The following is a 23,139-nucleotide window of genomic DNA, read 5'->3' on the forward strand; positions in this document are numbered from 1 at the left end:
TTGCCATGAGGGAGAAGCGCCCAGCGCTTGTCATCACGTTTCCCACCACGGCTGCCGCCATGGGCTGCGAGTCTCTGTGCATCGAGCGCGGCCTTCCCGGGCGAACGATTCCCGTGCCCGGGGAGGTCGCTGCCGGCTGCGGCCTGGCGTGGAAAGCGTTGCCTGCCGATGAGGAGCTGCTGCGCGGCGAACTCGCCGCGGCGGGCGTTCCCACCGAGGGCTATACCGTGATTGATATGTGGGAGGTCGTGTGATGATCTACCTGGATAACGCGGCGACGACCATGCACAAGCCGCAGACGGTCATCGATGCCGTGACGCAGGCGATGTGCTCGCTCGGCAATGCCGGGCGCGGCGCCACGTCGGGTGCCCTCGATGCCGCTCGCACGATTCACGGTTGCCGTGCCAAGCTCGCGCGCCTTTTAGGTTGCCCGAGGGCGGACCATGTGTGCTTTACGCCCAACTCTACGGCGGCGCTCAACACCGCCATCAACGGGGTGGTGCGCCCCGGCGACCGCGTGGTCACGACGGTGCTCGAGCACAACTCCGTGCTGCGTCCGCTCAACCGCCTGGCAGCGGAGCGGGGTGTGACCGTTGAGCATGCGGGCTGCGACGCGAACGGTGCGCTCGACTACGAAGAGCTTGAGCGGCTGGTGACGCCGGGCACACGTGCCGTGGTGGTGACGCACGCCTCAAATGTGACCGGCAACGCGGTCGACATTGCGCGCGTGGCGGCCATGGCCCATGCGGCCGGTGCGCTGGTAATCGTCGATGCCTCTCAGTCTGCCGGCACGGCGCGTATCGATATGCATGCCATGGGGCTCGACATTGTGTGCTTTGCCGGCCACAAGGGGCTCATGGGACCCCAAGGCACCGGCGGCCTGGCCGTGGCGGAGGGCATTGACGTGTCTCCGTGGGCCATGGGCGGCACGGGCGTGCACAGCTTTGACCCACTGCAGCCACTTGAGTGGCCCACGCGCCTGGAGGCGGGCACGCTCAACGGTCACGGCATCGCGGGACTTTCTGCCGGTCTCGACTTTATCGAGGCCCGGGGCGGGGTGGAGACGATTGCAGCTCACGAACGCGCACTCGCCGAACGTTTCCTCTCCGGCGCTCGCGAAATCCCCAGCATTGTACTTTACGGTGCGTTTGACCAACCTGCGCGCTCGGCGATCGTGTCGCTCAACGTGGGCGATATCGACTCTGCCGAGATTTCGGACGCGCTCATGCAAGGGTGGGGGATTGCGACGCGCCCCGGTGCCCATTGCGCTCCGCTCATGCACCGCGCGTTAGGTACCGAGCGCCAGGGTGTCGTCCGCTTCTCGTTTGGGTATTTCAACACGACCGAAGAAGTCGACACGGCTATCGATGCTCTGCGCAATTTAGCCTGCTAAAGCTGCTGGACCGTTTATACTTGCGGGACGGGTATTTTGCCCGTCCCGTTTTTGTTTCGACCCGAAAGGTGTGCCTATGGCTTCATCCGCCCCGCGCGGTCTGCGTTCCGACCATGTCGTTACCGTCGGCATTGCGCTGTTCTCGATGCTCTTTGGCGCCGGTAACCTCATTATTCCGCCGCTGCTGGCGCTGCAGGCAGGTTCTGCCACGCCGGTTGCCATGATCGGCTTTTTGATTGCCGCTATCGGTCTGCCCGTTATGGGATTTATCGCCGTGGCACTTGCCGGAACGGCGCGCGAGCTTGCCGGTCGTGTGCACCCCAAGTTTGGCGAGTTTTTTGTCGCGGCGGTGTATCTGGCTATCGGTCCGTGTCTGGCCATTCCGCGTACGAGTTCCACGGCCTTCGAGATGCTGGTGCCGCTGCTGCCCGAGGGTGTCTCGCTCGGCACGGCCCGCCTGGTGTTTGCCGTCGCCTTCTTTGCCGTCGCCTTTGTGCTCACGCTGCGCCCGGGTGTCATTACGCGCGTGCTCGGCCGCATTACGGGCCCCGCGCTCATCGCCCTTATCGTATTGGTCGTGGGCGCTGCCGTGGTCTCGCCGCTGGGTTCCGCTGCCGCGCCGCAGGCTCCTTACGATGCCGGTGCCGCCGTGCAGGGCTTTTTGACCGGTTATCAGACCATGGACCTGCTCGCGTCGCTCGCCTTTGGCATCATCATCGCCGAGACCATCCACGAGCTGGGCGTTACCGACGACAAGCGCGTGGCCTTCGAGATTTCGCGCTCCGGCGTGATCGCTGGTGTGCTCATGGCCATCATCTACTGCGGTCTGGCGCTTGCCGGCACGCAGCTGAGCACCGTGATGCCCGATGCCACCAACGGAGCCGCCATCCTCGCCCGCTCGGCCTCCATGCACTTTGGCCTTGCCGGCACGGTCGTGGTCTTTGCGATCTTCTTCCTCGCCTGCATGAACGTATGCATCGGTCTCATCAGCTGCTGCTCGCGTTACTTCTGCGAGACGTATGTGGTCGAAGGGGGAGCAGAGGCTTCCGAGGAGGCCATGCGCCGTCCCTTTGCGATACTCGCCTTTGTGTTCGCGGCGTTTTCGTGCGTGCTCTCAAACGTGGGTCTCGACGTGATCCTCATGTTCTCGGTGCCCATGCTCAACGCCCTGTACCCTGTTGCAATTGTTCTGGTGCTTATGGGCCTAGTGCACGGTTTTTGCGACGCGCATCCGCAGGTGTGGGTCTGGGTCGGCGGCGTTGTCGCGGTGCAGAGCGTGATCACCTCGATCCGCGACGCGTTCTTTGCAGGCGTGTGGCTGCCGTTCGATGCGCTGCCGCTGGCCGACATTGGAGCCGCATGGGCGCCGGTTGCCGTGGTGGCGTTTGTGATTGGCCTGCTCCACAGCCGGTTTGTCGCACATTCGAGGAGCTAGGGTATCGTCGCTTGCACAGGCGGGGAGTCTCCCCTATAATTTCCTTCGCTTTGGGACACGCAAGGTTTAGACCTTAGCTGCTCAACACCTTCGGGACGTGGCGCAGTTTGGTAGCGCGCCTGCTTTGGGAGCAGGATGTCGCAGGTTCAAATCCTGTCGTCCCGACCATATCTTGCGGGCGTAGTTCAATGGTAGAACCCCAGCCTTCCAAGCTGATGACGCGGGTTCGATTCCCGTCGCCCGCTCCAAGTAATTTGCAGGTCAGAGGTACGTTTACTTCTGACCTGTTTTGTTTTGACCGTCCGACGCGGGGCCTTTGCATTGGCAATGCTCGTCCCTGCTGATTAGGAAAGAAGTGACTGACATGGCAGATTTCAAGGCAGAATACCCCATCCCCGACTGCCTGGCGCCTGCCGCAATCGAGACCAAGACCGAGGCCGCCGGCGTTACCAAGGCCAGTCTGCCTGCCTCGAAGGCATTTTTGCTCGCCATGTTCGCCGGCGCGTTCATCGCCTTCGGCGGTCTGTTCTTCACGGTCTTTCTGAGCGATGCGTCCCTTGGCTGGGGCGCTCAGCGCTTTGTGGGCGGCCTGTGCTTTTGCCTGGGACTGGTGCTCGTGCTCATTTGCGGCGCGGAACTGTTTACCGGCAACTCGCTTATGGTCTGCGCGCTCAAGAGCAAAAAGATCACGCTCGTCCAGATGCTCAAGGCTTGGGTCGTTGTGTGGATCGGCAACTTTGCCGGCGCGCTGTTCGTTGTCTTTTTGGTTTACATGGCAGCTATTTATAAGCTCAACGGCGAGGCCGTTGCCAACACCATGGTGAGTGTCGCCGCCGGTAAGGTTTCGATTGACGCCGTCACCATCTTCTTCCGCGGCATTCTGTGCAACATCTTTGTGTGCCTGGCTGTATGGATCGGTACCGCCGGCAAGACCGTGGTCGATAAAGTCGTGGGTATTCTGCTGCCTATCGCCGCCTTTGTGTCATGCGGTTTTGAGCACTGCGTTGCCAACATGTACTTTTTGCCCATGGGTGCCGTGATGCACGCGTGCGGCTATGGAGCCGATGTCGCCGGCGCCGATGCCCTCAACGCCGCCGGGTTGGCGCTCAACCTTTCGGTCGCCACGCTGGGCAATATCGTAGGTGGCGCCCTGATCGTGGCGCTGGGCTACTGGTTTATCTACGCCAACAAAGAGTCCTAAAGGACCCAACCCATAACCGACCAAAAAGGGACAGGTTTATTTTGGCAGGTTTTGGACGAGGCGCTTCGCCGTCTTGTCGCGAGCTGCCATAATGGACCTGTCCCTTTTGTATTCGCGTCGTCACATTTTGGCCGATGACGACCAAGAGGGGCCTGCTTTTTATTGATTATGTCGAAGGGCTTTCCATGAGCGACTGCGAATCCATGCCTGCCGAGGTGCGCGACCGCCTGCGCTCCATTCCCGCCGTGCACGAGCTGCTGGCCGAGTGGCCGGTCATGAAGGCTGCCGGCGATGCGGGCGACACGTTGGTGCGCGAGGCGATTGACGCCGAGCTCGATGCCGAGCGCGCGGCGATTCGCTCTGGCGCCCCCGCTAGGAATAAGCGCGAGCTCGCCTTGGCTATCGAGCGGCGGTGCCACCGCCTGTCGCTGCCGACCCTGCGCCCTGCCGTTAACGCGACGGGCGTTGTGATTCACACCAACCTGGGCCGCGCTCCGCTCGCGCCCGCGGCGGTGCGGGCGGTGACCGATGTCGCTCGCGGCTACAGCACGCTTGAGTATGACGTCTCAACCTGCGCTCGCGGGGGCCGCAAAGAGCATGCCGCGCGTCTGCTGCGCACGCTCACGGGGGCGCAGGACGCCCTGGTCGTCAACAATAACGCCGCGGCGGTGCTGCTGGTGCTTGCCGCGCATGCGTGCGGCAAAGAGGTCATCGTGAGTCGCGGCGAGCTGGTCGAGGTGGGCGGTAGCTTCCGCATTCCCGACATCATGGCGGCCTCGGGCGCCAAGCTTGTCGAGGTGGGCTCGACCAACCGCACGCATCTGGATGATTATCGAAGCGCCATCACGCCCAACACGGCGATGATCCTGAAGGTTCATCCTTCCAACTACCGCATCGAGGGCTTCCACGAGGAGGTTTCCGTGGCGGAGCTTTCTGCGCTGGCGCATGAGCACGGGCTTTTGCTTTACGAGGACCAAGGCTCGGGTGCTTTGCTTGCAGACGGGGTGCTCGCCGATGCGGGGGAGAAGTCCACGTCCGCCTCGCTTTGCGCCGGCGCTGACCTTGTCTCGTGCTCGGGCGACAAGCTACTCGGTGCTTCGCAGGCGGGCATTATTCTCGGCAGCGACCAGGCGATTGCCACTTGTGCCTCGCATCCGCTGATGCGCGCGCTTCGCCCCGGCAAGCTCACGCTCGCGGCCCTCGAGGCCACCCTGCGCCTGTATGTGGCCGGTTCCGATACGGCACATCGGGAGATTCCGGTGCTCAACATGCTATCCGGCGCGCCGGCTCCGCTCGAGCGTCAGGCCAAGCGCCTGCGCGACCGCATGCTGCGTAAACTTCGCGAGGCTCAGTGCGAGGAGGCGGTGGAATTGCAGGTTGTCGAGGGCGCCTCTGCCCCCGGCGGCGGCTCGCTGCCGACCGTCGAGCTCCCAACATTTTGCGTTGCCGTCTGTCCCGCCGATGGGCGCCTGTCCGCCGATGGCCTAAAGCGCGCCATGGTTCAAGAACCCGATACGCCGGTTGTGACGCGCGTGCAGCGCGACCAGGTGCTGTTTGACGTCCGCACGCTTTTGCACGATACCGACCTTGACCTGTGTGCGTCTGCGTTGACGGATGCCGTGCGGGCGGGTTTGCGTCGATGACGGCGCGTGAGCTTGTCGAATGTCCCGTTGTCGTTGGAACGGCGGGACACGTTGACCATGGAAAGTCGGCCCTCATCGAGGCGCTGACCGGAAAAAATCCCGACCGTCTGGAGGTCGAGAAGCGCCGCGGTATGACCACGGAGCTCGGTTTTGGAGAGTTGGCGCTGCCGAGCGGCAAGATTGTCGGCCTGGTCGATGTGCCCGGTCATGCGCACTACCTGCGCGCGATGGTGCAGGGCGCCACGGGCATCGACGTGGCAGTGCTGGTGGTTTCTGCCGTTGAGGGCGTGATGCTGCAGACGCGCGAGCACGTGCACGTTCTCGAGTTGTTGGGCGTGACGCGCATGGTCGTCGCGCTCACCATGCGCGACCTGGCCGACGACGAGACGGCGGAGCTCGCCGAGCTCGATGTGATGGATTTCCTTTCGGGCACCGTGTTCTCCGATGCCCCCGTGGTCCCCGTGTCGTCGCGCACGGGCGAGGGCGTCGAGGACGTGCGCGGGGCGATCGATGCCGCGATCGACGCGTTTCTGGCTGAATCCGCCGAGCGCTCCGAGCGCCTCGGCTTGGCCCCGCGTCTGCCCATCGACCGCTGCTTTTCCATCAAGGGCTCGGGCACCGTCGTCACGGGAACGCTTCACGACGCCCCCATCATGGTGGGCGACGAGCTTGTCTCGAGCCCGGCGGGCGTGCGCTGTCGCGTGCGCGCGATTCAGGTGCACGGCGACACGCCGCGCGCGCTTCCCGGCCAGCGCGTCGCCCTCAACATCGTGGGCGACGGGGTCGATGTCCTGCCCCGCGGCGAGGTCGTCTGCGGACCGAGCGCCGAGGGCTCGACGCTTAGGCTTATCGCGCGCTTCACCTATCTGGGGCGCGAGGGCGCCAAGCCCGTGCCCTTCGAGTCCGGCGCGCGCGTCCACGTGATGGCGGGCACGGCCGAGGTCATCGGGCGCATCATGCTCATGGAGGGCGAGGGACCCATTGAGGCCGGCGAGACCCGCATCGTACAGGTCCGCCTGGAGGAGCGTCTTCCCGTGCGCTCGGGCGACGGCCTCATCGTGCTCGCGTTCTCGCCGGTGGTGCTTATCGGCGGCGGACGCGTGCTGCTTTCGCAGTGCCGCCGCTCGCGCGAGCTCACGGATGCTGAGCGCTCGCTTCTCGCGGCTCTCGATGCGGGCGACCTCGCATCGACCGTCGCCGCGTGGCTCGGTATCCAGCGCCTGCCCGTGCCGGCAGCCGATGTCGCCCGTGCGATCGATCTTTCCGGTGCCGAGGCCGTAAGGCTCCTGCTCGCCGCGGTGGCGTCGGGCGATGCGGTCGCCCTTCATCCGGAGCACTCGACCGAGGAGCTCTATGCCGCCCCCGCCGTGCTCGATGCCGCCCTCACCGCGCTCGCCGACACGCTTGCCGCCATGCATGAGGCCGCGCCCAAGCAGACGGGTTTCACGCCGGGCGAGGTTGTGCATGTCGCCTGGCCGAAAGCGGGCGAAGATGTCGCCTCCGCGCTCATCCTCGAGGGCTGTGCGCGCGGCATCTGCGCCATCGACGGTGCCGAGGTCTTCGACTCGCATTCCGCCGCTGCGGCGTTACGCGTGGTGCGCGAGGCTAGCCATCGCATTGTGGCCCTGCTGGATGAGGCCGGCCTCGACGCGCCGACGCTGCCCGAGCTGGGACAGCAGTTGCAACTCGATCGCGACACCATGACGCGTGCGCTGCGCGAGCTTTCGCTCAACCACTCGATCGTTAAGGTCGAGCACGACGTTGCCTTGTCCGCCGCCGCCGAGGCCCATGCGCGTGAGGTTGTTTTTGCGGCTATCGAGGCTGCCGGCGGCGCTACCACCACGAGTGTATTGCGCGAGGCCTTGGGTGTGTCGCGCAAGCGAGCGATCAGCATCTTGGAGCACCTGGATGCCGTGCGCTTTACCGCACTCGACAAGGATGCCGGCGGCCTAAGATCGCTGCGTTAGGGGCTTTGCATCGCTGCCCTGGTCCTCCTTGCAGTTGCGGGCTGTTCGGTTTGGTAAAATACCGCCACGCTTGGGAACGGATGGGCTCCGGTGGGCCCCGCGGTCCTCAAAACCGTTGCGAGGCGTGCAAAACGTCTTGGATGTGTTCGATTCACATACGTTCCCGCCAACGTATCTCGCCAAAACCACCACAAAGGTGCCTGTCCCCTTTGTGGTGGTTTTGAAACGTGCGGGAAACAGCTTCGAAACACGCAACTTGCACGTCAGGCGCTCAAAAACGCATCTACCTGCATCGTAATCAAAATGAAACATCCGCCCGCGGTCTTATTCGTAACTTTGCGGCAACAGTGCGATATTATCCATACTCGATAAAGCTCGCGGCGCATAGGGTGCCGCGACCGACACTTTTCTTTCCCATCATTGGAGGAAGCATGAGCTACACGCAGAAAGTTCTCGACGAGCTCAAGGCCCGCTATCCCGAGCAGCCTGAGTTCATCCAGGCCGCGACCGAGATCCTCGGCACCATCCAGCCGGCGCTCGACGCCCACCCCGAGTACGAGGAGGCCGCCCTGCTTGAGCGCCTCGTCGAGCCCGAGCGCATCGTCATGTTCCGTGTTCCCTGGGTCGACGACCAGGGCAAGGTTCAGGTCAACCGCGGTTACCGCGTCGAGTTCAACTCTGCCATTGGACCCTACAAGGGCGGCCTGCGCTTTAATCCGACGGTCGCCCTGGGCATGCTTAAGTTCCTGGGCCTGGAGCAGATCCTCAAGAACAGCCTGACCACCCTTCCCATGGGCGGCGGCAAGGGCGGCTCCGACTTTGACCCCAAGGGCAAGTCCAACAACGAGATCATGCACTTCTGCCAGTCCTTCATGACCGAGCTCTATCGCCACATTGGCCCCAACACCGACGTTCCCGCCGGCGACCTTGGCGTTGGCGGCCGCGAGGTTGCCTACATGTTCGGTCAGTACAAGCGCCTGACCAACGAGTGGACCGGCGTCCTCACTGGCAAGGGCCTCTCCTTTGGCGGCTCGCTCGCCCGTACCGAGGCCACCGGCTACGGCCTGGTCTACTTTGTGGACGAGTACCTCAAGAGCCGCGGCGACTCCTTCGAGGGCAAGAACGTCGTCGTTCACGGTTCCGGCAACGTTGCTATCTATGCCGTCCAGAAGGTCGCGCAGCTCGGCGGCAAGGTGCTGGCCTGCTCCGACACCCACGGCTGGGTCGAGGATCCCGACGGCATCGACTACTCCGTGCTCGAGCACGTCTACAACCAGAAGCGCTCCGGCCACGACAAGGGCGTCACGCTCGCCATGTACGTTGACGAGAAGCCCGGTGCCGTGTGGCACGAGGGCGACGGCCGCGGCGTGTGGCAGCTGCCCTGCGACATCGCCCTGCCCTGCGCCCGCGAGAACACGCTGCTGCTCGAGGACGCCCAGGCGCTCGTCGCCAACGGCTGCAAGGTGGTCGGCGAGGGCGCGAACATGCCCACGACCATCGAGGCCACGACCTACTTCCAAGAGAACGGCGTCGCCTTTATGCCCGGTAAGGCTGCCAACGCCGGCGGCGTGCTCGTGTCCGGCCTGGAGATGAGCCAGAACGCCGAGCACCTGTCCTGGACCTTCGAGGAGGTCGACGGCAAGCTCGAGCAGCTCATGCGCGGCATGTTCCACAACGTGGACGACACCGCCAAGGAGTACGGCCAGGAGGGCAACTTTGTCATGGGCGCCAACATCGCCGGCTTCCTGAAGGTCGCCGACGCCATGCTCGCTCAGGGCGTCTGCTAAGCCCAGCTCGACATAGCACCTGATGAGGCTCCCAGCATTTGTGCTGGGAGCCTTTTTCTATGGTGGTGAGGGCCGTGCGCCCTCGTTTGGTACACTTAGGGGTACTGGACAAGTAAAGAGATGGGGGAGAACGTGCTCAAGTTCGGTACCTACGTCCGTGTTGGAAACGCGGCCGAAGCCTATGAGCTCTTACAGAAGAACCGCAACAACAAGATTGTGGGCGGCGGCATCTGGATGCGCCTGGGTTCGCGTCGCGTGGCGACGGCGATTGACCTTTCGGCCTGCGGACTCGATCAGATCGAGGAGACCGAGACCGAGTTTCGCATCGGTGCCATGTGCACCCTACGCCAGCTCGAGCGCCATGCCGAGCTCAACGCGCTCGTCAACAATGTCTTTGAGTTTGCCGTCCACGATATCGTGGGCGTGCAGCTGCGCAATACCGCCACGGTGGGCGGCAGCATCTACGGCCGCTTTGGCTTCTCGGACGTGCTTTCGGCTTTTTTGGCACTCGATTCATACGTTAAGCTGACAGGTGCCGGCCGCGTGCCGCTCGCCGAGTTTGTGAACATGGGCTACTTGCGCGACGTGATCGAGCATGTTGTGGTCGTTAAACACGACTACCGCGCAAGCTACGAGGCCGTGCGCAAGGCCGCGACCGACTTCCCCTCGCTGAACGTCACCGCCGCCTGGTGGGACGGCTCCTGGCACGTCACCGTGGGTGCCCGCCCGCTGCGCGCTACCTTGCTGCAGGGCGAGGCATGTGGCCTTTCCAGCGAGCAGCCTTCCGAGGACGAGCTTCGCGCCCTTGCTGCATCCGTGCGTGCCCTGAGCTACGGAACCAACCTGTGGGGCTCGGTCGAGTACCGCCGTCGCATCTCGGCACCGCTCGCCGTCCAGGCCGTGCGTCGTGCCGCCGGAATCGAGCTTTCTGCCGCGCTTGCCCGCGAGCTCGAGACCGTGCAGATTCCTAAGTTTGCCACGGACGAGTATTCCTGCCGCCGCGTGCCCGGCGTCGATTCTAGCGAGGTGCGCTAATGGCTACCAAACTCATCGATCTTTCCTTTACGCTCAACGGCCGTAAGGTCAAGGTTCAGATTGCCCCCGACACTATGCTCTTTGCGCTGCTGCGCGAGCGGGGCTGTGCGTCGGTGCGCTGCGCCTGCGAGACCACCAACTGCGGCCTGTGCACGGTGTGGCTCGACGGCGACCCGGTGCTGAGCTGCTCGGTTCCCGCCGCCCGCGTTGAGGGCCACACCATCACCACGCTCGAGGGTCTCAAGGCCGAGTCCGAGGCGCTTGCCCGCGCGATGGCTGCCGAAGGCGCCGAGCAGTGCGGTTTTTGCGCCCCCGGCCTTATCATGAACGTGCTGGCGCTTGCCCGCGCCGCCAAGGAGGACCCGAGCCTCGTCGCCACGCGCGAGGAGCTGTCGCGCCAGCTCGCCGGCAACCTCTGCCGTTGCAGCGGCTACGAGAGCCAGCTGCGCGCCATTGTCCGCTTCCTCAACGAGTCCGGCGTGCAGGTGGGCTTTGAGATGCCCGAACTGCCGGTCAACGACACCAGCTGCGACGGTGTCTCGTACAAGCAGATCACCCATAAGCAGCCCAAGAAGGACTCGAAGGCGCTGCTCGAGGGCCGTCCCGTCTACACGGGCGATATGGTGCCCGCCGGGGCCCTGATCGTCAAACTCAAGCGCAGCCCCTATGCCCGCGCCAAGATCCGCTCCATCGATACGTCGCGCGCCCTGAAGGTGCCCGGCGTCGTGGTCGTCTACACTTACGAGGACGTGCCCAAGCGCCGCTTTACTATCGCCGGTCAGAGCTATCCGCAGCCGAGTCCCTACGACCGTTTGATTCTCGAGAACCTTGTGCGCTACCAAAACGAGGAGGTGGCGATCGTCGCTGCCGAGACCGAGGAGGCTGCCGACAAGGCGCTCAAGCTCATCAAGGTCGACTATGAGGTGCTCGAGCCCCTGCTCGACTTTACCCAGGCACTCGATAACGATATCGTGGTCCACCCCGAGGGCGACGTGACCTTTATGTTCCCGCAGGGCGGCGATGTCCCGCGCAACCTGGTGTGCAGCGGTACCAGCGATTTTGGCGACCTGGACGAGGCCTTCGCCCAGAGCGACATCGTCTTTGAGCGCACCTACACCAGCCAGGCCACGCAGACCGCGCCCATGGAGACCTTCCGCGCCTTCGCGACGACCGACGCGTTCGGCCGCATCTCGGTGACCTCCTCCACGCAGGTGCCCTTCCACGTGCGCCGCATGGTCGCGCAGTCGCTCGACATTCCGCAGTCGCAGGTGCAGGTCATTAAGCCGCGCATCGGCGGCGGCTTTGGCTCCAAGCAGACGGGCTGCTGCGAGATCTTCGTAGCGTTTGTGACGCAGCAGACTGGCCGTCCGAGCTACTGCTGCTACACCCGCGAGGAGACCATCACCGCGGGCAACTCGCGCCACCAGATGCAGATGACCGTCAAGTTGGGCGCCATGAACGACGGCACCATCACGGCCATCGACCTGCACACGCTGTCCAACGCCGGAGCGTACGGCGAGCACGCCACCACGACGATCGGCCTTTCGGGCCACAAGAGCCTGCCGATTTACAACCATGTGAAGGCGAGCCGCTTTAGCTGGGACACTGTCTACACCAATACCAACCGCGGCGGCGCGTATCGCGGCTACGGTGCCACCCAGGGCCAGTTTGCCGTGGAGAGCGCCGTTAACGAGCTCGCCGACATGCTGCACATGGACCCCGCCGACCTGCGCCTTAAGAACATCGTGCGCGAGGGCGAGATCATGCCGCAGTACTACAACGAAAAGCTCAACGCCTGCGCGCTCGACCGCTGCCTGCTGCGCGCGATGGACATGATCGGTTGGCGCGACAAGCCGCTGGCCGTCGACCTGGGCGACCGCGTGCGTGCTCTGGGCTGTGCGCTCACCATGCAGGGCTCGGGCATTTCCAACGTGGATATCGCCGGCATCGACATGCGCCTGGAAGAGGACGGCTTCATTACGCTTTCGACCGGCGCCACCGATAACGGCATGGGTGTCGACACGATCCTGGCGCAGATTGCCGCCGAGGAGCTGGGCGTGGAGAGCTCGCTGATCGTGGTGCGCGGCGTGGACACCGACGTGTCGCCGTTCGACGCCGGTTCGTACGCGAGCTCCGGTACCTACGTGACGGGCCTTGCCGCCAAGAACGCCGCGACCGAGCTGCGTGAGAAGATTTGTGCCAAGGCCGCCCAGATGTGGGATGTGGACGCCGCCGACGTGGTCTTCGATGGCCAGTACGTGCGTCTGTCCGACGAGCGCGCCGCGCGCGAGCAGAACCGCTACCTCACGCTGCGCGACTTTGCCAACCTGTGCGTCAAGAACATCGCGGGCGGCGACGCGCTCACCTCGCATGCTTCTGCCTGCCTGCCCGTTTCGCCTCCGCCGTTTATGGCCGGCATTGCCGAGGTCGAGGTCGACAAGGCCACCGGCAAGGTGACTGTGGTGGACTACGCGGCGGCTGTGGACTGCGGCACCGTGATCAACGAGGCACTCGCGCGCGTCCAGGCCGAGGGCGGCATTGCCCAGGGCATCGGCCACGCGCTCTACGAGATCGTCGAGCACGACGACCGCGGCCGCCTGCGCACCGGCAACTTTATGAGCTACAAGCTGCCCACGCGCCTGGACATCGGCAGTATTCGCGTGGCCTTTGAGCCGAGCTACGAGCCGACGGGCCCGTTTGGCGCCAAGTCGATCGGCGAGGTCGTCATTAACACGCCGCTCGCCGCCGTGGCCTCGGCCGTGGCACACGCCACCGGCCACCAGGTGCGCTCGCTGCCGATCACGCCCGAGAAGGCCCTGCTGGGGGAGTAGCGGGTCGGCGAACAAGTCGTAATGGGCGGGGCGGGGCAACTCGCCCCGCCTTTCGCACTCGTGGTGAGGTCGTGAGCCTGTAAAACGTGTGCGTGCGCTTGTCGTTCGTATCTGCTATCATTCCTGGTCTGTGCGCTCATGCGGGCGTGGCGGAATTGGTAGACGCGCCAGATTTAGGTTCTGGTGGGATTCCCGTGAAGGTTCGAGTCCTTTCGCCCGCACCAACGCATCTGCGTCGGCTTCGGCCGTCGCGACTCTTTGTTGCATAAAGGTACCAGCACCTCAGATAAGCTGGGCAGTATGAGGAGGAACGTGTTGAACATCACCGCTTCTGACGTCAAGGACGCCAAGCTCACCGCTACGGTCACCATCCCGGCCGCCGACGTCGACGCCGCGATCAAGAAGGCCTACAAGGACACCGCCAAGAAGTACCGCTTCCCGGGCTTCCGCGCCGGCAAGGCTCCCCGTCCGGTCATCGATTCCGCTCTTGGCGCCGAGGCTACCCTCGCTCAGGCCACTAACGACCTGATCGCCGCCAACGAGCCCGCCGTCCTCAACGAGCTGGACATCGTCCCCACCAAGAACGGTGACTACAAGGAGCTCGACCTCGCCAAGGATCACGAGGACTACACCTACACCGTCGAGTTCTCCCTGCGTCCTGCTGCCGAGCTCTCTTCCTTCGACGCCGTCGAGATCGAGATGCCCCCTGCGGAGGTCACCGAGTCCGAGATCAACAACCAGGTCGAGATGCTCCTCAACTACCGTGCCACCTTCGAGGACGTCGAGGGTCGCGCCGTCGAGGCTGACGACTATGTGACCGTCGACCTCAAGGCCGTCGAGAACGCCGACAACTTTGCCGCCGAGGGTCGCATGCTCATCGCCGGTAGCGACAGCAACCCCAAGGAGTTCAACGAGGCCCTGATCGGCGCTAACGTTGACGACGTCAAGACCGTCACCTGGACCGACGAGGTCGAGGAGGGCGAGGAGGCCGAGACCCACACCGTCGAGGTCACCGTCAAGGGCATCAAGGTCCGCAACACCCCCGAGCTCACCGACGAGCTTGTCAAGTCCGACTTCGGCTTCGACAGCATCGACGCCATGCGCGACGCCATCAAGATCGAGATCGAGCAGGACAAGGCTTCCCGCCTCCCTGCCGAGAAGGAGAACCGTTGCGTCTCCGCTCTCGCTGAGCGCCTGCAGCTCGACGAGATGGATGCCGACTACGAGCAGTCCGTCTTTGAGGAGCTTGGCCAGAACTTCCTGTCCAACCTCGCTGCCCGCGGCATGACGCTCGACACCTGGCTGCCCGCTTCCGGTCTGACCATGGAGCAGTTCATCGGCGACCTGCATAAGCAGGCCAACGACGTTGCCCGTGAGTCCCTGGCTCTGGACGCCCTCGCCCGTGAGCTCAAGATTGAGGTCACCGAGGACGACATCAACGCCGAGTTCGAGAAGGCCGGCGTCAAGGACGTCGAGGCTTCCAAGGCCGAGTTCATCGCCGATGGCCGCATGCCTGCCGTCCGCGAGTCCATCCGTCGCTCCAAGGCCGTCGACCACCTGGTCGAGAACGCCAAGGTGACCGAGGTCGACGAGACCGCCAAGGACGCCGAGTAATTCTCGCCACCTTGCCCGCGAGCGCATGTATGTGCCCGTGATGGGGTAAAGTTAATAGCCGGTTATCCGGTTGCTTCGTACGGTGCCAGCCAATGCATAGCATGCGGGCACCGTACGTTTGTCTAGAACCACTATTGGTCCGTAAGAGAAATGGAGATGCGTATGATCGCTAAGTTCGATTCCGCCCTCGTGCCATACGTTATCGAGCAGACGCCGCGCGGCGAGCGCAGCTACGATATCTATTCGCGCCTGCTCAACGACCGCATCATCTTCTTGGGCGAGGAGATCAACTCCGTCAGCGCCAACCTGGTCGTTGCCCAGCTGCTGCATCTTGAGAGCCAGGATGCCGAGAAGGATATCTCGCTCTACATCAATTCGCCCGGTGGCGAGGTTTACTCTGGCCTGGCGATTCTTGACACCATGAACTTCATCAAGCCGCAGGTCTCCACCATCTGCGTCGGTATGGCCGCGTCTATGGCTGCCGTGCTGCTTTCGGCCGGCGCCAAGGGCAAGCGCTTCTGCCTGCCGCACTCCAAGGTCATGATTCACCAGCCCAGCGGCGGTGCCCAGGGTCAGCAGACCGAGATTGAGATCGTTGCCGAGGAGATCAAGAAGACCCGTCGCGAGCTCAACCAGATCCTGTCCGACGCCTCGGGCCAGCCCATCGAGAAGGTCCAGGCCGATACCGAGCGCGACAACTACCTCACGGCTGCCGAGGCCCTCGACTACGGTCTGATCGACCGTATCGTCACCTCGCGCGATCTTGCCGCGAAGGATGCCTAGGATGGCAGGAAACATGCAGGACAACTTTGACGAGAACGGCAATCCCATCCGCTGCTCCTTCTGCGGAAAAGAGCAGGGCCAGGTCCGTCGCCTCGTAAAGGGCCCGACCAACATCTTTATCTGTGACGAGTGCGTCGCCGCCTGTTCCGAGATCCTTGAGGAGTCGCTGGCTTCGGACTTTATGGACGCTGCCCGCAACGGCAAGCTGCCGGGCTTCCTCAACGACCACGGCCAGGCTGCATCCCAGCCCGCCGCGGACCCCGAGACCGAGGGTTTTGAGCTCGAGGACGATCGCCAGGTCATCACGCACGTGCCGACGCCGCACGAGATCTATGACGAGCTTTCGGCCTATGTTATGGGTCAGGAGGACGCCAAGCGCGCCATGTCGGTGGCCGTGTACAACCACTATCGCCGCGTGATTGAGGGCGGCGCTGCGGTGTCTGCCTTTGATGACGACATGGGCTCGCAGTTCGATGACGATATGGACGAGGTAGAGCTCGCCAAGTCCAACATCCTGCTGCTCGGTCCCACCGGTACCGGCAAGACCCTGCTGGCCCAGACGCTCGCGCGCATTCTTGAGGTGCCGTTTGCTATCGCCGATGCCACCGCGCTCACCGAGGCCGGCTATGTGGGCGAGGACGTGGAGAACATCCTACTCAAGCTCATTAATGCTGCCGATGGCGACATTGAGCGCGCACAGGTTGGCATCATCTACGTTGACGAGATCGACAAGATTGCCCGCAAGGCTGAGAACCTCTCCATTACCCGCGATGTTTCGGGCGAGGGTGTTCAGCAGGCGCTGCTTAAGATTCTTGAGGGCACGGTGGCAAGCGTTCCGCCCACCGGTGGCCGTAAGCATCCCCAGCAGGAACTGCTTCAGATCGACACGACCAACATCCTGTTCATCTGCGGCGGTGCCTTTGTGGGTCTGGACAAGATCATCGCCGATCGCGTGGGCAACAAGGGCGTGGGCTTTAACTCCGAGATCGCCGGCCCCACCTCGGTCGACGAGAACGACCTGCTGCGTCAGGTGCTCCCGCAGGACCTCAACGCCTTTGGCATGATCCCCGAGTTCGTGGGCCGTACGCCCGTCGTCACCCAGACGCAGGCGCTCGACGAGGACGATCTGGTGTCGATCCTGACCGAGCCCAAGAACGCCGTGGTGCGCCAGTACCGCAAGATGTTCCAGCTCGAGGACGTTGAGCTTGAGTTTGAGGCCGCGGCCCTTCACGAGATCGCCCGTATGGCGCTCGCCCGCAAGACCGGCGCCCGCGGCCTGCGTTCCATCTGCGAGGACGTGCTTCAGCAGACGATGTTCGACCTCCCCAGCGAGGAGGGTGTCGCCAAGGTCATCGTGACCGAAGCGGCGGTTAAGGGCGAAGAACAGCCCCAACGCATTTACGGGTAAACCTGCCAAAAACGTGCTTGCAAATAGTCTCCGACCATCCGCGGTCGGAGGCTATTTTATATATACGCAAAACACCCAACTACCTGTGTTATTCTGTGTGTTTGTTTAAGCCTCAGCGAAGTCATATCAGACTGAAGTAATCGATACCTAAGGGGAGGAATGCAGACCCTAGCGGGCCTACATTCCTCCCCGACGGGCAAGGGAGAGATATATGGAAGAAATGCCCAAGAACTACGATCCGTCGACCAACGAGCCGGCGATCCTGCAGAAGTGGCTCGACGGCGGCTACTACAAGCGCCGTGAGGGCGTGGGCGATTGCACCGTCACCATTCCGCCTCCCAACGTGACCGGCAAGCTCCACATGGGTCACGCTACCGACGACTCCATCCAGGACGCCATCGTCCGTATGGCTCGCATGCGCGGCAAGTCCACGCGCTGGGTGTTGGGCACCGATCACGCCGGTATCGCCACGCAGACCAAGGTCGACAAGAAGCTCAAGAGCGAGGGCATCAGCCGCCTGGAGATCGGTCGCGACAAGTTTGTCGACGCCTGTTGGGACTGGACCCACGAGTACGGCGGAATCATCGTTGAGCAGATCAAGCGCATGGGCTGCTCCGTCGACTTCGACAACGAGCGCTTCACCATGGACGAGGATTACGCCCAGGCCGTGCGTAAGGTCTTCTGCGACTGGTACCACGACGGCCTGATCTACCGTGGCAAGCGTATCGTCAACTGGTGCCCCAACTGCACCACCGCCATCTCGGACGACGAGGCCGAGTACAAGGACGAGAAGGGCCACCTGTGGCACCTGCGCTACCCGCTGACCGAGCCGGTCAACGGCCAGGACTACATCGTCGTCGCCACCACGCGCCCCGAGACCATGCTCGGCGACACGGGCGTCGCCGTTTCCCCGAAGGACCCCGAGAAGGCCGCCTTCGTGGGCAAGACCGTCAAGCTTCCCATCGTCGACCGTGAGATCCCCATCTTTGAGGATTGGCATGTCGACGCCAACTTCGGTTCCGGCTTCGTTAAGGTTACTCCGGCCCACGACCCCAACGACTACGCCATGGGTCAGGCTCACGACCTGCCGCAGATCAACATCTTCGACGAGCACGCGGTGGTCGTCGAGGGCTACGGCGAGTTTACCGGCATGAACCGCGACGAGTGCCGCGAGGCCGTCATTGAGTGGTTCGAGGAGCACGACCTGCTCGATCACGTTGAAGAGCTCGACCACTCCGTCATGCACTGCTACCGTTGCGACTCCGCACTGGAGCCGTGGCTGTCCGAGCAGTGGTTTGTGGCCGTCGACAAGCTCAAGGGGCCGGCGCTCGACGCCGTCAACTCCGGCATGGTCACCTTCCACCCCGCGCGCTGGACGCAGACCTACACCACCTGGATGGAGAACCTCAAGGACTGGTGCATCAGCCGCCAGCTGTGGTGGGGTCACCGCATCCCCGTGTTCTACTGCGAGGACTGCGGCTGGGAGGACGCCCTGACCGAGGACACCGACGTGTGCCCCAAGTGCGGCGGCCATCACGTGCATCAGGACGAGAACGTGCTGGACACCTGGTTCAGCTCGCAGCTGTGGACCTTCGCCACGCAGGGCTGGCCGCAAAAGCCGGAGCTGCTCGAGGGCCATCACCCCACGACGGCGCTCGTCACCGCGCGCGACATCATCGCGCTGTGGGTCGCCCGCATGGTCATGAGCTCGCTGTACTTCCTGGACGAGGTGCCGTTTAAGGACGTCGTCATCTACCCGACGATCCTGGCCAAGGACGGCAGCCGCATGTCCAAGTCCAAGGGTAACGGCGTTGACCCCATGGACCTCATTGGCATGTACGGTGCCGACGCCATGCGTTACAACCTGCTGACGCTGTGCACCAACAACCAGGACGTCAAGTTTGACGCGAACATCGATAAGAAGACCAAGAAGCTCATCGACAGTCCGCGCACCGACCAGGCCAAGTCGTTTGTGACCAAGATCTGGAACGCCAGCCGCTTCCTGCTCATGAACATGGAGGGCTATACGCCCGGCGAGCCCGTCGTGGAGACGCCGGCCGACGCCTGGATGTTCAGCCGCCTGGCCAAGGCCGTGAAGATGGTCACCGAGGGCATCGAGAACTACACCTTTGGCGACATGGCCCGCGGCGTGCAGCAGTTCTTCTGGAACGAGGTCTGCGACTGGTACGTCGAGGTCACCAAGGCCCGCCTGAAGGGCGAGGGTCGTCTGCAGGCGCAGCGCAACCTGATCTTTGTGCTCGACACCTCCATTCGCCTGATGCACCCGCTCATGCCGTTTGTTACCGAGGAGATCTGGGACAACATGCCGGCGAGCGTGCTCGACCTGGACGCCGAGGGCAACGTGAACCGCGCCGAGGCGCTCATGATCGCCAAGTGGCCCGAGCCCGCCGACTACGCCAAGTACGTCGACGAGCCTGCCGAGCGCGCGTTTGAGCTGTGCCGTACCGTCGTTTCCTCCGCCCGCGCCACGCGTTCGCGCTATCGTTTGAGCCCCAAGGCCGAGCTCGACGTGGTCGTGCGTGCCGGCGCCGAGGACGTCGAGAAGCTTGAGAGCCTGCGCTCGACCATCGAGCCGCTGGCCAACACGGCTTCGCTGGTCATGGGTACCGACGTCGAGAAGCCGGCTGCGAGCATCGCCGTGGTCGACAGCGGCGTTGAGGTCTTTGTGGTGCTCGAGGGCAAGGTTGATCTTTCGGCCGAGAAGGCACGCCTGGAGAAGGAGATTGCCGCGGCGCAGAAGGAACTCGCTGGCTGCGAGAAGACCCTTGCCAACGAGGGCTTTGTGGCCAAGGCCGCGCCTGCGGTGGTCCAGAAGAAGAGGGACCGTGCAGCTGAGCTCAAGGAGATCCTGGCGGCGCTGACTGCTCAGGTTGCTGACTTCTCGTAAGGTTTACTCGGGGGCGCGTCCCGATGCTTTGCTCTCCGCTGCGGACACCTATTCCGCCGTTCTAACAAACGGCGGCTGACTCGACGCTGCAAACGCCTCTGATGGCCAATCTGCCGTTCAACTTCGGGCGCATGGGCATAAGCCCTATGCGCCCTTGTTTCACGGCACCTTGGCTCATCAGAGGCGTTTTCGCTGACTATCCTCAACCTATACTGTTTTATTTTTCTATGAATGGCGGTTCTAAAAATGCCTAAGCGTTCCGGCTTGTATACCGTTCCTTTTGAGTTTGATTTGCTTTCGTTTGATGAGGCTGTGGGGCTAGCTGCTGATACAGGGCGGATTTCTGGGGATGCTGGGCCGCTGCTCGAGACGGTTGTCGATATGCTCGATGAGTTGGGGCGTCCGGACGAGTACTTTGATTGCATTCAGGTTGCCGGTACCAATGGCAAGACTTCGACCACGCGATTTTCGGCTGCCATCCTTCGCGGCGAGGGACTCAAGACCGCGCTGTATACGTCGCCGCAGCTGGTGCGCTATCCCGAGCGTATGGAGGTCGATGGACGCGTCGTGAGCGATGAGGCCTTTGCCCGTGGTGTTTCTGCTGCTGTTGAGGCGGGACATCGCGTGAATGCCCGTCGTGTGGCGGCGGGGGAGCGAGCCTATTCCATTACGCCGTTTGACCTGCTGACGGCTGCCGCACTTGTCGTGTTTGCCGAGGCCGCGGTGGATGTTGCCGTGCTCGAGGTCGGCATGGGCGGACGCTGGGACGCCACGAGTGCGACCGATCCCGTCGCCGTTGCCATTACGGGCATTGGGCTCGATCACACACGCATTTTGGGCGATACGCTCGAGGCCATTGCGGGGGAGAAGGCTGTGGTTATTAAGCCTGGACGCCTGGTTGTTTTGGGCGAGGGTACGCACGAGGCGAGCGTTCAGCGCGTGATGGATGCACGTTGTCGCGAGTGCGGCATAGTGCCGCTGGTGGTGAACCATGCCACGACCAAGGTGCCGGCACATGTGGGCGACACGGTTGAGTTTAGCTGCACCACGCCGCGTGCGATCTATACGTCTAGCATGGTCAAGCCGGCGTATCAGCCGCAGAATGCCGCGTGCGCGATTATGCTGTGCGAGGGGTATCTGGGTCGCGAGCTCGATCATGACAAGCTCGATGCGTCGCTTATGGGCTGCCCCACGCCGGGTCGCTTTGATGTGCTGGGAACCAATCCGCTCAAGCTGATCGACGCCTGTCATAACCCTCAGAGCTGCGAGAACTTTGTGAGCGCACTGGACGAGATCGATTCGTGCGTAGAGAATCGCCCCACGCTGCTGTGCGCCGCGCTGGCCGATAAGGACGTGGCGGGTATCGTTGACGTTCTGGTTCCGGCGTTCCCCCGCGTGGTCGTAACCCAGACCGATTCCGATCGCGCCTTGCCCGCACAGGAGCTTGCCTCCCTGGTGGACGCCGACAAGCTCGCGGGCGTGTACCCCAGCGTATCCGAGGCCCTCGCGGCTTTCGATGCCGCGGGCGAGCCTTTCGTAGCAGCCGGTACCATCACCCTAGCCGGCGAAGTAGCGGGGCTGCTCCGTTAACCCATCCCCTCATCAGTTGCGGTGAAATACGGACTGTTTTACAAGCCAGAAGCCTCAAACGGTCCGTATATCACCGCAACTCAAAAGCAGTCAATTTGGGACGGGGCTTTTTTGGCTGCCCTGCGCCTCGAGTTGACTTGCTCGCCACGAAATGGGCCTATTTACTACGTTTGACCGGTAACCCTCGACCATACCGAGAATTGCGAAATCAAAACCGCAGGTAAAGGGCTTGCCAGTTTTGCGAAAACACGGGTATGGTCGACCCACGCGGGCTAAACGTAGTAGATAGGCCGTTTTTGTGGCGGCATTCATGTGATGCGGCAAAGGGACAGCCCCTTTGCCGCATTGCCTAGTCTAAGCGGACTGGGTCGTGGGGGTAGGCGTTGAGAATCTCGACGCCGTTCTCGGTCACCAGGGCCAGGTCCTCGATGCGGACGCCGGTGCGGTCGGGGAGGTAGATGCCCGGTTCGATGGAGAACGTCATGCCCGGCTCTACGACCTGCTCGTTGACGAGCGAGACGTCGCCCGGCTCGTGGTCCTGCAGGCCGATCGAGTGACCCAGGCGATGCGTAAAGTATTCGCCGTAGCCCGCGTCCTCAATCACGTCGCGCGCGGCACGGTCCAGGTCGCACATGCGCACGCCCGGTGCGATGAGCGCCTCGGCGGTCTCGTTGGCGCGGCGCACGATATCGTAGATGCGTGCGGTTTCCTCGTCCGGCTCGCCCCAAAAGAACGTGCGCGTCATGTCCGAGCAATAGTTGCAGCGGCGTCCGCCAATGTCGAACAGCACCACGTCGCCGCGCTTGAGCACGGTGTCGTCGGGTTCGTGATGCGGGTCGCCGGCGTTGGCGCCAAAGCTCACGATGGGCGGAAAGCTAAAGCCCTCGCAGCCGTGCTTGCGGTACAGACCGAGCATCTGATCGGCAATTTCGCGCTCCGTCACGCCTTCATGGACGAGCTTGATGGCGTCGGCCATCACGGCGTCGTTGGCGGCCGAGGACGCGCGCATAAGCTCCTGCTCGGTAGCGTCTTTGTAGGTGCGTGCGGCGGTGACGGCAAAGTCACCCAGGAAAAACTCGCTGGCGGCGTGGCGCTCCATGAGCGGCATCAAAAAGCCGGAGCGCATGACGGTGTCGATGCCGAGCGGTTTGGTCGGATCGATCTCGCGAGTGATGGCGTCGGTCACGACGTCGGTATCGGTGTGATAGGCAACGCGGGCATTGTCATACTCTGGCAGCTGGTGCAGGGCGTTGACCAAGATCACTGGCTCGGCATTGCGCACGAGTAGCACGCCGCAAAAACGCTCGAACATATCGGCATAAAAGCCGGTCAGGTAATAGATTGACCACGGGTCGTTTACGAGCAGCTGTGCGCCGGGGTGCTGAGCCTCGAGCGCATCGAGCACGCGCGCCACGCGCTGGTCATCGACATGTGCCATGAAACATCCTTTCGCTAGGCTGCCACCATGGTATCCCAAGCCCGGCACATAGGGACGTTCCTTTTATGCCGGCACTTCGGGACACTCCTTGCAAAAGCAGCTAAAA

Annotated in this window: 15 protein-coding genes, 4 tRNA genes and 1 pseudogene; 19 read left to right on the forward strand and 1 reads right to left on the reverse strand. The window is 63.1% G+C overall.

The features are described 5' to 3' along the window. Window positions 1–5: 5 nt before the first annotated feature. From DXD56_RS00110 to DXD56_RS00190, 19 genes and pseudogenes are all read left to right on the forward strand, one after another. Complete coding sequence (locus tag DXD56_RS00110; RefSeq protein WP_117639217.1) at window positions 6–254, forward strand: DUF3343 domain-containing protein; 249 nt, start codon at window positions 6–8, stop codon at window positions 252–254. Continuing rightward, window positions 254–1,393: an aminotransferase class V-fold PLP-dependent enzyme gene (locus DXD56_RS00115; RefSeq protein ID WP_117639219.1), complete on the forward strand. Its 1,140-nt coding sequence runs from the start codon at window positions 254–256 to the stop codon at window positions 1,391–1,393. The genes DXD56_RS00110 and DXD56_RS00115 overlap by 1 nt, the downstream gene beginning before the upstream one ends. 76 nt (window positions 1,394–1,469) lie before the next feature. Then, a complete protein-coding gene (gene brnQ, locus DXD56_RS00120) occupies window positions 1,470–2,828 on the forward strand; it encodes a branched-chain amino acid transport system II carrier protein (protein ID WP_117639221.1) in 1,359 nt (452 codons plus the stop codon). Between the two features lie 91 nt (window positions 2,829–2,919). After that, window positions 2,920–2,996 (forward strand) — tRNA-Pro (locus tag DXD56_RS00125). A gap of 6 nt (window positions 2,997–3,002) precedes the next feature. Next, a tRNA-Gly gene (locus DXD56_RS00130) sits at window positions 3,003–3,076 on the forward strand. 116 nt (window positions 3,077–3,192) lie between these two features. Continuing rightward, window positions 3,193–4,029 (forward strand): formate/nitrite transporter family protein, encoded by an 837-nt coding sequence (locus tag DXD56_RS00135; protein WP_117639223.1) that lies wholly within the window; start codon window positions 3,193–3,195, stop codon window positions 4,027–4,029. 185 nt (window positions 4,030–4,214) lie between these two features. Continuing rightward, entirely contained in the window at window positions 4,215–5,672 is a 1,458-nt protein-coding gene (gene selA / locus DXD56_RS00140; RefSeq protein ID WP_117876828.1) for an L-seryl-tRNA(Sec) selenium transferase, read from the forward strand. Next, complete coding sequence (gene selB / locus DXD56_RS00145; RefSeq protein WP_117639227.1) at window positions 5,669–7,639, forward strand: selenocysteine-specific translation elongation factor; 1,971 nt, start codon at window positions 5,669–5,671, stop codon at window positions 7,637–7,639. The genes selA and selB overlap by 4 nt, the downstream gene beginning before the upstream one ends. A 72-nt stretch (window positions 7,640–7,711) precedes the next feature. Next, window positions 7,712–7,808 (forward strand) — tRNA-Sec (locus DXD56_RS09990). 262 nt (window positions 7,809–8,070) lie between these two features. After that, window positions 8,071–9,426, forward strand: coding sequence for an NADP-specific glutamate dehydrogenase (gene gdhA, locus DXD56_RS00150; RefSeq protein ID WP_117639229.1), 1,356 nt, complete (start codon window positions 8,071–8,073; stop codon window positions 9,424–9,426). Window positions 9,427–9,558: 132 nt separating this feature from the next. Further along, a complete protein-coding gene (locus DXD56_RS00155; RefSeq protein ID WP_199411513.1) occupies window positions 9,559–10,461 on the forward strand; it encodes a xanthine dehydrogenase family protein subunit M in 903 nt (300 codons plus the stop codon). 74 nt (window positions 10,462–10,535) lie between these two features. Continuing rightward, a pseudogene (locus tag DXD56_RS10275) lies at window positions 10,536–10,904 on the forward strand ((2Fe-2S)-binding protein); the annotation flags it as partial. 177 nt (window positions 10,905–11,081) lie between these two features. Continuing rightward, window positions 11,082–13,292, forward strand: coding sequence for a xanthine dehydrogenase family protein molybdopterin-binding subunit (locus DXD56_RS00160; RefSeq protein ID WP_370445996.1), 2,211 nt, complete (start codon window positions 11,082–11,084; stop codon window positions 13,290–13,292). A 140-nt stretch (window positions 13,293–13,432) separates the two neighbouring features. Continuing rightward, window positions 13,433–13,516: transfer RNA gene (locus DXD56_RS00165), tRNA-Leu, on the forward strand. Window positions 13,517–13,604: 88 nt separating this feature from the next. After that, window positions 13,605–14,906 (forward strand): trigger factor, encoded by a 1,302-nt coding sequence (gene tig / locus DXD56_RS00170; protein ID WP_233505673.1) that lies wholly within the window; start codon window positions 13,605–13,607, stop codon window positions 14,904–14,906. Between the two features lie 162 nt (window positions 14,907–15,068). After that, window positions 15,069–15,689 carry an ATP-dependent Clp protease proteolytic subunit gene (locus DXD56_RS00175; protein WP_022095182.1) on the forward strand — a complete coding sequence of 207 codons (621 nt, stop codon included), beginning with the start codon at window positions 15,069–15,071 and terminating at the stop codon, window positions 15,687–15,689. A gap of 1 nt (window position 15,690) precedes the next feature. Beyond that, window positions 15,691–17,097, forward strand: coding sequence for an ATP-dependent Clp protease ATP-binding subunit ClpX (clpX, locus tag DXD56_RS00180; protein WP_117639235.1), 1,407 nt, complete (start codon window positions 15,691–15,693; stop codon window positions 17,095–17,097). Between the two features lie 211 nt (window positions 17,098–17,308). Beyond that, on the forward strand, window positions 17,309–20,005 hold the full coding sequence (locus DXD56_RS00185; protein WP_117639237.1) for a valine--tRNA ligase: 2,697 nt from the start codon (window positions 17,309–17,311) through the stop codon (window positions 20,003–20,005). Window positions 20,006–20,251: 246 nt separating this feature from the next. Then, a complete protein-coding gene (locus tag DXD56_RS00190) occupies window positions 20,252–21,595 on the forward strand; it encodes a folylpolyglutamate synthase/dihydrofolate synthase family protein (protein ID WP_117639238.1) in 1,344 nt (447 codons plus the stop codon). A gap of 349 nt (window positions 21,596–21,944) precedes the next feature. On the opposite strand, the gene DXD56_RS00195 is transcribed toward DXD56_RS00190, so the two are convergent. Then, window positions 21,945–23,033: a Xaa-Pro peptidase family protein gene (locus DXD56_RS00195; RefSeq protein ID WP_117639240.1), complete on the reverse strand. Its 1,089-nt coding sequence runs from the start codon at window positions 23,031–23,033 to the stop codon at window positions 21,945–21,947. Window positions 23,034–23,139: the final 106 nt, after the last annotated feature.

The sequence above is a fragment of the Collinsella sp. TM06-3 genome (genome assembly GCF_003436395.1).
Classification (GTDB): Bacteria; Actinomycetota; Coriobacteriia; order Coriobacteriales; family Coriobacteriaceae; genus Collinsella.